The organism is Pseudomonas sp. FH1, from assembly GCF_000510895.2.
GTDB lineage: Bacteria > Pseudomonadota > Gammaproteobacteria > Pseudomonadales > Pseudomonadaceae > Aquipseudomonas > Aquipseudomonas azotoformans_A.
Window position 1 is genome coordinate 1 of sequence record NZ_AOHM01000134.1, and the last position, 8,326, is coordinate 8,326.

Below are 8,326 nucleotides of genomic sequence, written 5' to 3' on the forward strand. Positions count from 1 at the left end.
GGCGGCTATTTCACCAAATCTGAAAGTCTTTTTCAGAGTTTCCCTAAGAAAATGCGTGGCAGCACTTGGTAGTCTTGGTGTGCCTGCTCTTCTTCCCCTGTCAAAGGTCTCAATTTCGCCGGTAGTTGGGTTTTTTGCCGTTGCCACCCGTTCCAGTTGGGACTCCAAAGAGGTCTGGGCTCCATGTTTTTCCAAGAAGTGTGCTCCTGGAATTGATGTCTCAAGCTCCGATAATCGCCGATGAATGTTTGACTCAGCCAGCTCATCAATTCTTGCCTGCCGCTTAGCACGCGTCAGTTGCGGTAAAGCGGGCTCTCCGTCATTGATGCTTGACGAAGAGCGTTGAGAAATGGTGCCTTGCTCGCAACCATTTCCCCCAGGGCATGAGCTTAACCCTAGCGGGTCCACCCATCCCGTAGGATTGGGTACGTATTGGTACGCATTGATCCCCCCCACCAATTTCACCGGATCCGGCGTCAAGTAGCGACCAATATCCGGATTGTAGTAGCGGTGACGGTTGTAGTGCAGCCCGCTTTCTTGATCGAAGTATTGACCCTGGAAGCGCAGCGGGTTGTCGACTTGTCCTATGTCGAGACGGCTGATTTCGCCATAGGCGCGGTAGTGGGCTGACCAGACGATTTCTCCAACCGGGGTGGTAAGTTCCTGCGGCGTACCGAGGTGGTCGAGTTGGTAGTGGTAGGGTTTGGTTTCCTTTGGACCAAAGCCATCCAGCAGCGCCAATGGCCGGAAGCTGTCGGGCTCGTAGAGGTAACTGCGGTGGCGATCCTCGTGGTGCTCGGCGATTAGCTTGTCGCCTTGCCAGAAGAACTCGGTCGTAACCCCATCCACGGTCTTGCTGATCCGCCGCCCAAACGGGTCATAGCGATAGCTGGCAGTCTGGCCGTTGGGTTTTTTAATGCCGATCCGGCGATGCTGGCAGTCGTAACGGTATTCAGTGACGAGTGCGTGGCCTTTGCCACGCCGTTCGCGGATAAGGTTGCCGAAGACGTCGTAGTCGTAGTGGTGATCGCCTTGGATCATCAGGCGATTGCCCGCCACGATGTCGGGGCCGGGGCGGTTTTGCATGAGCAGGTTGCCGGCCGGGTCGTGGGCGAAGCGTTCCTGTTCGCCTTGGGAGTGGTCGGCGTGGGTGAGGCGGTTTAGTGGGTCGTAGTGATAGTGGTGTTCGCCTTTGTGGGTGTCGAGCAAGCGAGTGAGGTTTCCGGCTTTGTCGTAGTCGTAGTGGCGTTGGTAAAGGGTAGTTTGCTGTTGGGTGACGGCGTGGGCGTGCAGGCGTTGCTGGTCGTCGTAGTGGTAGTAGCTGATCAGTTGGCCTTGTTGGCGCTGGCGTTCCTGGCCGGCTTTGAACAGGTGGGATGTCAGTAACGTGCCGTTTAACTCGACAGTGGCGAGGTGTCCACCTTTGGTGTGGTTGAACACCACCCGGTTGTTGTCCGGCAGACGTAGATTTTGCAGTTGGCCGCAGGTGTCGTAGCCATAGCGCAGCGTGCCCCAGCCTTGGTGTTCGGCAGTCAGGCGGTTTTGGCTGTCGTACTCGTAGGCCAACGCCCAGTGGCCATCCTCGACGCTGAGGAGATTGCCTTGGCGGTCGTAGGCGTAATCGACCTTGTTGCCGTCGGGTAGGGTTTTTCTTACGAGCCGACCGGCATAGTCGCGTTCGTAGCGGGTAACCAGCTGACTGCCGTCATCACCGTGTTCGGTCTTTTCCTGCAGGTTGCCATTGAGGTCGTAGGCGTAAGCCGTGCGCTGCCCATCAAACCCGGCTTCCTGTTGGATCAGGCCATTGGCGTGATACTGGAGCCGGTAGGTTTCGCCCACCTCGTTTTCGATCTCGGTCAGCAGCAAACGAGTGTTGTCGTAACGGTATTTGACCTGCGTGCCATCAGCATTGATGCGACGACTGATCAGGTGCAGGCCGTCGGCGTATTCGTAGCGGGTGGCGTGGCCGAGTTCATCCCGTTCGGAGGTGATTTTTCCGTAAGCGTTGTAGGTATATTTACGCGTATCACCGCTCGGCAAGACGATTTGGACTAATCGTCCTACGTGGTTCCACTCAAATTGCGTGAACGCGCCGTGTTCATCTTCCCGCGTAATCTGCCGCCCGAGATCGTCATAGCGATAACGCTTGATTCCTCCAGTCGGCAACTGCTCCTCAAGCAACTGCCCACGCTCATTCCAAACCAGCCGATGACAGCTGTGATCCGGCAGCCAAACCTGCGTCAGTTGCCCGTATTTGTTGTAGCTGTAGTCCGTGGAGTTGCCGTCAGGATCGGTCCTACGCGTAACGTCGCCCTGGTCATTACGCTCATACTTCCAAACCGCTTCACCACGCCGCACAACCCGTACGAATCCGTTGTCATGCTCGTAGGTCGTCGGCTCATCATCCCCCGGAAACAGCGCCACCAACCGTCCAGCTTCGTCGTACTGATACGCCGTGATCGCCCCCAGCGGATCCTGCTCAACCGTCAGCCGGCCTTTGTCATCGTAGGATTTGAAATGTTGGGCCCCGTCAGGATCCACCCGCTGCACCAGCCGCGCTCGCTGGTCATGCACGTAGACTTCCTGGCTGCCATCGGCGTTAACCACCGTGACCTGCCCGTTGTCATCCCAGGCATAGCGCGTGTCCATCTGCGAGAAACTGGCCCAATGCCGGACACACCGCGTGGCCTTGCCAGACCGTTCCCACGCCCAGAAGAAACTCGCGCCACCGGCCAAGCCACGCTCAAGAATGACGTGCTGCTCGTCGTACCGATAAACCTCGCTTTCGCCTATGGCATTGGTCGCTGAAACCAGTCGTCCAGCCACGTCATAGGCGTAGGCAACAACGTTCTGCTCCGTCACCCAGACAAACGGACCGTCATCCACCGCCCGCTCAACCTGGTAATCCACCGCCACGATGCGGCCCGACGCATAGCGCAAAAACAACGAGCGCCCCACGCCGTTATCCAGCCGCTCAATCTGCCCCAAGTAATTACGGAAAATGCGCAGTCGGTTGTCATACGCATCGCTGATCGCCGTCAGCACACCGTCACGGAAGTGGTAGAAACGTGACCCTTGAGACAGGACCAGTTCATCGGGTAAAGCGCCCAGATAAATCGCAGCTTCGGCCAGGCTATTGGTAATCGCCGGCCGAGAAACCGTGGGTAAGGGCAGGGTAGTCGTGCGGTTCTCATGATCCGTCCACACCACCGAATCACCGGACACACTCAGCCGATGCGCCAGCGAGTGACTCCAACCAAACCCCAGCCCGCAGTCCACTTCCACCGCACTGGTGCGATACAGCCGCGTCCACTCAAACGGCAAGATCCCGTCCAGCGTGCCATCGGTGAGCGTCAGCAGTTCCTCACCCGTGACCATCGACACCGGGCAGCCGTTAGTGGCCGTCTTGTCCGACGACGCAGCTGCATCCCCCGCCGGATTTCGAGCAGAAACAGGCACATCATCCACAGGCTCCGCCTGCTTCAGCACCGCGTTCTGCCGCGCCTTCCAGCGTATCTGCAGCCTGCCTTGCTTCAACCCACCAACCACACCGCGAACCGCGACCGCCTTGTAGCGATCCACGGCCTGCATGAACTTCGTCAGGATCCCCAAAAGCCCCCTGACAAAACTCACCGCCGCCTCAAGAATCTGCCCGCCACACCCGCCGCCGGCAAGGCGATGGTCAACACCACGCCAATCACCAGATCAATCAGCAACGACACCACAAAGCCAGCCGCCATCTCGGCCATTTCACCGGGCGGCATTGCGTCCAACCAGATCATCGCCGTGCGCAGCATCAGGAACAGTGCCGCCTCATCACTGGCCAAAAGCATCGCCTGTTCCATGACTTGGGGCGCATCGGTGGCGAGCTGTGCCAATTTGGCCGCTTCTGCGCCCAGCTGTTCGACATACTTCAATGGGTCATCAAGAATCGCCTGCACCAGCTTGATGCTGTCCCACACATCACGAATCGCCGCCCAACTGCCCGCCAGTACGCCGCTGCCAATCGCACTGGTGGTGGACTGCTCCCAGTGCGGTTTAAAACCCGACCACTCAGACCGAAGCCACTGCTCCAAGTCCCCGGTCAGCCCCGCGTAAGAGGCAAACAACGCGTCCACTTGCTCAGCAGAAACGCCCCCCTGCACCCGCACCTGATAACGCCCGCCCGCCGCGCAGTGGTGCGAGCCTTTGCCTTGGTCATCCAACATGACCACGGTGGAACTGCCGTCATCCAGCCCGATCACCTCCACCGGGATATTGCCGATCGGCACGTCATACACCGACTCGAACAGGCTCTCGATCTTGAGTTCGCCTCCCGCCGGACACTGAGCCACGGTCGAAAAGTCGGTATCGGAAAGGCTCACCGCCCGCTGCGAATCACCCACCCGCAACACCCGATCCATTCCCAGCAGCGACGGCATATCCAGCCCATGGCTCACCGAATCCAGCGCACGCGAATACCACGCGTCCATCTGCTGGCGATAAAGCACCAGGCTCTGATGGAAACCATTCAGCTCAAATTCAATCAGGGCAATGTGGGAAGGGTGGGTCATCGGCGCCGATTCCCCACAGATGACGCACAAAAAGGCAAAGCACTAGAAAGAAAATCCATCCGCAATCCCTCGCACTGTGTATTCAGGCGAGGGACTTTGCGGACCTTTTCAGGGGAGGGGAGTAGCGCTTATCCGGCAGTTACGTGGGATTTTTCGACAATCCTCGTCTTCTCCCGCCCCAGCACCAGACTGCACAGCGCCGGCAAAAACAACAGCGTCAACAGCGTGCCCACCAGCACTCCACCAATCAGCACATAGGCGAGGGACGACCAGAACACCGACAAGGTCAGCGGAATAAACGCCAGCGCCGCCGCCAGTGCAGTCAGGATCACCGGCCGTGCACGGCGCACCGTGGCTTCGACGATGGCTTCGCGAATCGCCATGCCGTGCTCCTGGTTCTGGCGGATCTGGTCGGTAAAGATCAGCGTGTTGCGCATCAGGATCCCGCCAATCCCGATCAAGCCCAGGATCGCGTTGAAGCCGAACGGCTGGTTGAACAGCAGCAAGGTCGGCACCGCGCCGATCAACCCCAGCGGCGCCGTGGCGAAGACCATGAACATCACGCCGAACGACCGCACCTGGAACATGATCACCGTCAGCGTCAGCAGGATCATGATCGGGAACAGCGCGGCCAGGGCGACGTTGGCCTTGGCGCTTTCTTCCACCGGGCCGCCGATGTCGATCTGGTAACCGGAGGGCAGCTTGGCGATCAGCGGTTGCAGGTCTTTGTACACGGCCATCTCCACGTCGGGCGGTTGCACGCCGTCGATGATATCGGCGCGCACTTCCACGGTGGTCGCGCGGTTGCGGCGCTTGAGGATCGGCTCTTCCATCACTGCCTGGAAATGCCCGACCTGGGCCAATGGCACCGAGGTGCCGGCGCTGTTGGTCAGGGTCATGTTGTTGAGGTTGCCGAGATCTTCGCGTTGGCTGCCCTGGGCGCGGGCGACCACGGAGACGGTGCGGTTGCCCTCACGCACTTCGGTGATCGGGTTGCCGCTGAGCAAGGCATTGAGCTGGGACTTGACTTCATTGGGCGTGAAACCCAGCAAACGCAGGCGGTCTTGATCCAGCACCAGGCGATAACCGCTGGTGCGCTCGCCCCAATCGAGGAAGGCGTCCTTGGTCAGGTTGTTGGCGGCGACCACGTTGCGCACGTCTTCGGAGACGCCGCGCAGCACATCCACATTGGGGCCGGACACACGGAACACCACCGGGAACGGCACTGGCGGGCCGAACAGCAACTGCGTCACGCGCACCCGTGCGGCCGGAAACTCACCGGCCGCAATGCGTTCACGCATGCGCAGTTTCAAAGCGTCGCGCGCGTGGGAGTCCGGGGTCTGCACGATCAGCTTGGCAAACGCCGGGTCCGGCAGTTCGGGGTTCAGCGACAGGAAGAAGCGTGGCGCGCCGCCGCCCACGTAGGTGTCGACCAGTGTGGTTTGCGGCTCTTGCAGCAGGGCTTTTTCCAGCTGCGCGGCCACCGCTTCGGTGCTTTTGAAGGCACTGCCGGGCGGCATGTACACCTCGAGAATCAGCTCGGAACGGTCGGAGTTGGGGAAGAACTGCTTCTTCACCACGCCCATGCCCAGCACGCACAGCACAAACGCCGCCACCACCAGGCCGGTGACCAGCCAGCGCCCACGTACACACGCTTCGACCAATGCCCGCAGCTTCTGATAGTAACGCCCGGCATAGATTGCATCATGGCCGCCCGGCACAGGCTTGATCTGCGGCAGCAGTTTCACGCCCAGGTAAGGCGTGAACACCACGGCCACCAGCCAGGACGAGATCAGCGCAAACCCGACGATCCAGAAGATATTGCCGGCATATTCCCCGGCACCGGAACGGGCAAAGCCCACCGGCAGAAAACCGATGATGGTGACCAGCGTGCCGGTCAGCATCGGTGCCGCCGTGGAACTCCAGGCAAAGATGGCGGCGTGGATCCGGTCGAAACCTTCCTCAAGCTTCACCACCATCATTTCAATGGCGATGATCGCGTCATCCACCAGCAAACCCAGGGAAATGATCAGCGCGCCGAGGGTGATGCGGTCGAATTCACGCCCGGTCAGCAGCATGATCACAAACACCACCGACAAGGTCAGCGGCACCGCTGCCGCCACCACCAGGCCCACACGGAAACCCAGGGCCAACAGGCTGATCACCATCACCACCGCGAGGGCGACGAAGAATTTCAGCATGAACTCGTTCACCGCCAGGCTGATGTTTTTCGCCTGGTCGGAAACCTTGGCGAAGTTCACGCCCAGCGGCAGGTCGGCCTGGATCCTGGCTTCCTGGGCCTTGAGGCTCTTGTCCAGTTCGAGGCCGTTCCAGTGTTTCTCCATGATCACACCCAGCATCAACGCCGGGTCGCCCTGATGGCGGATGCGGTAGCTGGGCGGGTCTTCATAGCCACGGCTGACGGTGGCCACATCGGCGATGCGCAACACGCGGCCATTGACTTCCAGCGGCACGTTTTCGATCAGCGACAGGCTGTCGAACGCACCGTCGATCCGGATATAGGCGCGGGCCCCGGCGGTCTCGACGAAGCCCGACGGCGCCACGGCGTTTTGTGCGGCCAATGCAGAAAATATCTGATCCGGCTTGATGCCCAGGGTTGCCAGGCGCTCGTAGGAAAACTCCACGAACACCCGCTGCGCCTGCTCGCCAAGGATATTGACCTTCTTCACCCCCGGTAGGTTGAGCAAACCCTGGCGCAGGTCTTCGGCCATCTGCACCTGTTGCCGATGGGGCAGGTGTTCAGCTTCCAGGGCGTACAGCGCGAAGTACACATCGGAATATTCATCGTTGAAGAATGGTCCGATCACGCCCTTGGGCAGCTTCGCGGCTTCATCACTGAGTTTTTTGCGGGTCTGGTAGAACAGGTCCTGGATTTCGCTGGGGCGCGTGGACTCCTTGTAGGTCATGCGCATCGACACGAACCCCGGCTGGGCGATGGTCTCGACGCGGTCGTAGTAGTCCAGTTCCTGCAGGCGTTTTTCCAGGCGGTCGGCCACCTGTTCCTGCATTTCCTGGGCGGTGGCGCCGGGCCAGGCGGCGGTGATGGTCATCACTTTGACGGTGAAAGACGGGTCTTCGGCGCGACCCAGCTTGCCGAACGAGAAGATCCCGGCCGCCAGGATCGCGATGATCAGGAACAACGTGACCGCGCGATGCTTGACCGCCAGTTCCGAGAGGTTGATACCGCGCATGCTCAGTTGTCCTGTTTGCGGTTAAGGGCCAGTACTTGCGCGGGCAGCAGGCGCACGGCGTCACCGCTGTGCAACAGGTGTGCGCCGAGGGCAACGATGATCTGGCCGGGGGCAACACCACTATTGAGCAGCGCGTCTTCCTGGCCGAGGCTGGCGACGTTCACGGGAGCGAAACTGACTTTATCGTCCGCGCCGATCAGCCACACGCCGGTGCCTTGTCCCGAGTCCTGCAGTGCGCCAATGGGCACGCGGGTTTGCTGGGCCTGGCCGTTGCCTTGCAGGCGTACGGTGATGGTGGAACCGAGGGCGAAGCGGTCGACGGACCCGTGCAGCACGTAGCGGGCGCGGTAGGTGCGGGTGGTCGGGTCGGCGCTGGCAGAAAGTTCGCGCAACGTGGCGGTCACCGCCTGGTCCGGGGCGCCGAAGGGGAAGGCCAGGGCTTTTTGTGAGGCTTGGTCGCGCTGGTTTTCTGGCAGGTTGACGATAGCTTCGCGGGCGCCGTCATGGGCCAGGCGCGCAACAATCTGCCCTTCGGCGACCACCTGGCCGCGATCCACACGC

Annotated in this window: 4 protein-coding genes; all 4 read right to left on the reverse strand. The window is 60.5% G+C overall.

Translation table 11 applies throughout. The features are described 5' to 3' along the window. Window positions 1-3,633 (reverse strand): RHS repeat-associated core domain-containing protein (locus H096_RS31095; RefSeq protein ID WP_241495551.1); only part of this gene is annotated, 3,633 nt, incomplete at its 3' end. After that, the gene (locus H096_RS34070) at window positions 3,630-4,553 is read right to left on the reverse strand and encodes a hypothetical protein (protein WP_051422259.1); all 924 of its coding nucleotides are present in this window, start codon (window positions 4,551-4,553) and stop codon (window positions 3,630-3,632) included. The genes H096_RS31095 and H096_RS34070, both read right to left, overlap by 4 nt. A gap of 128 nt (window positions 4,554-4,681) precedes the next feature. Beyond that, window positions 4,682-7,765: an efflux RND transporter permease subunit gene (locus H096_RS31105; protein WP_033903044.1), complete on the reverse strand. Its 3,084-nt coding sequence runs from the start codon at window positions 7,763-7,765 to the stop codon at window positions 4,682-4,684. Between the two features lie 2 nt (window positions 7,766-7,767). After that, the coding region (locus H096_RS31110; protein ID WP_033903045.1) for an HlyD family efflux transporter periplasmic adaptor subunit at window positions 7,768-8,326 on the reverse strand (559 nt) is incomplete at its 5' end.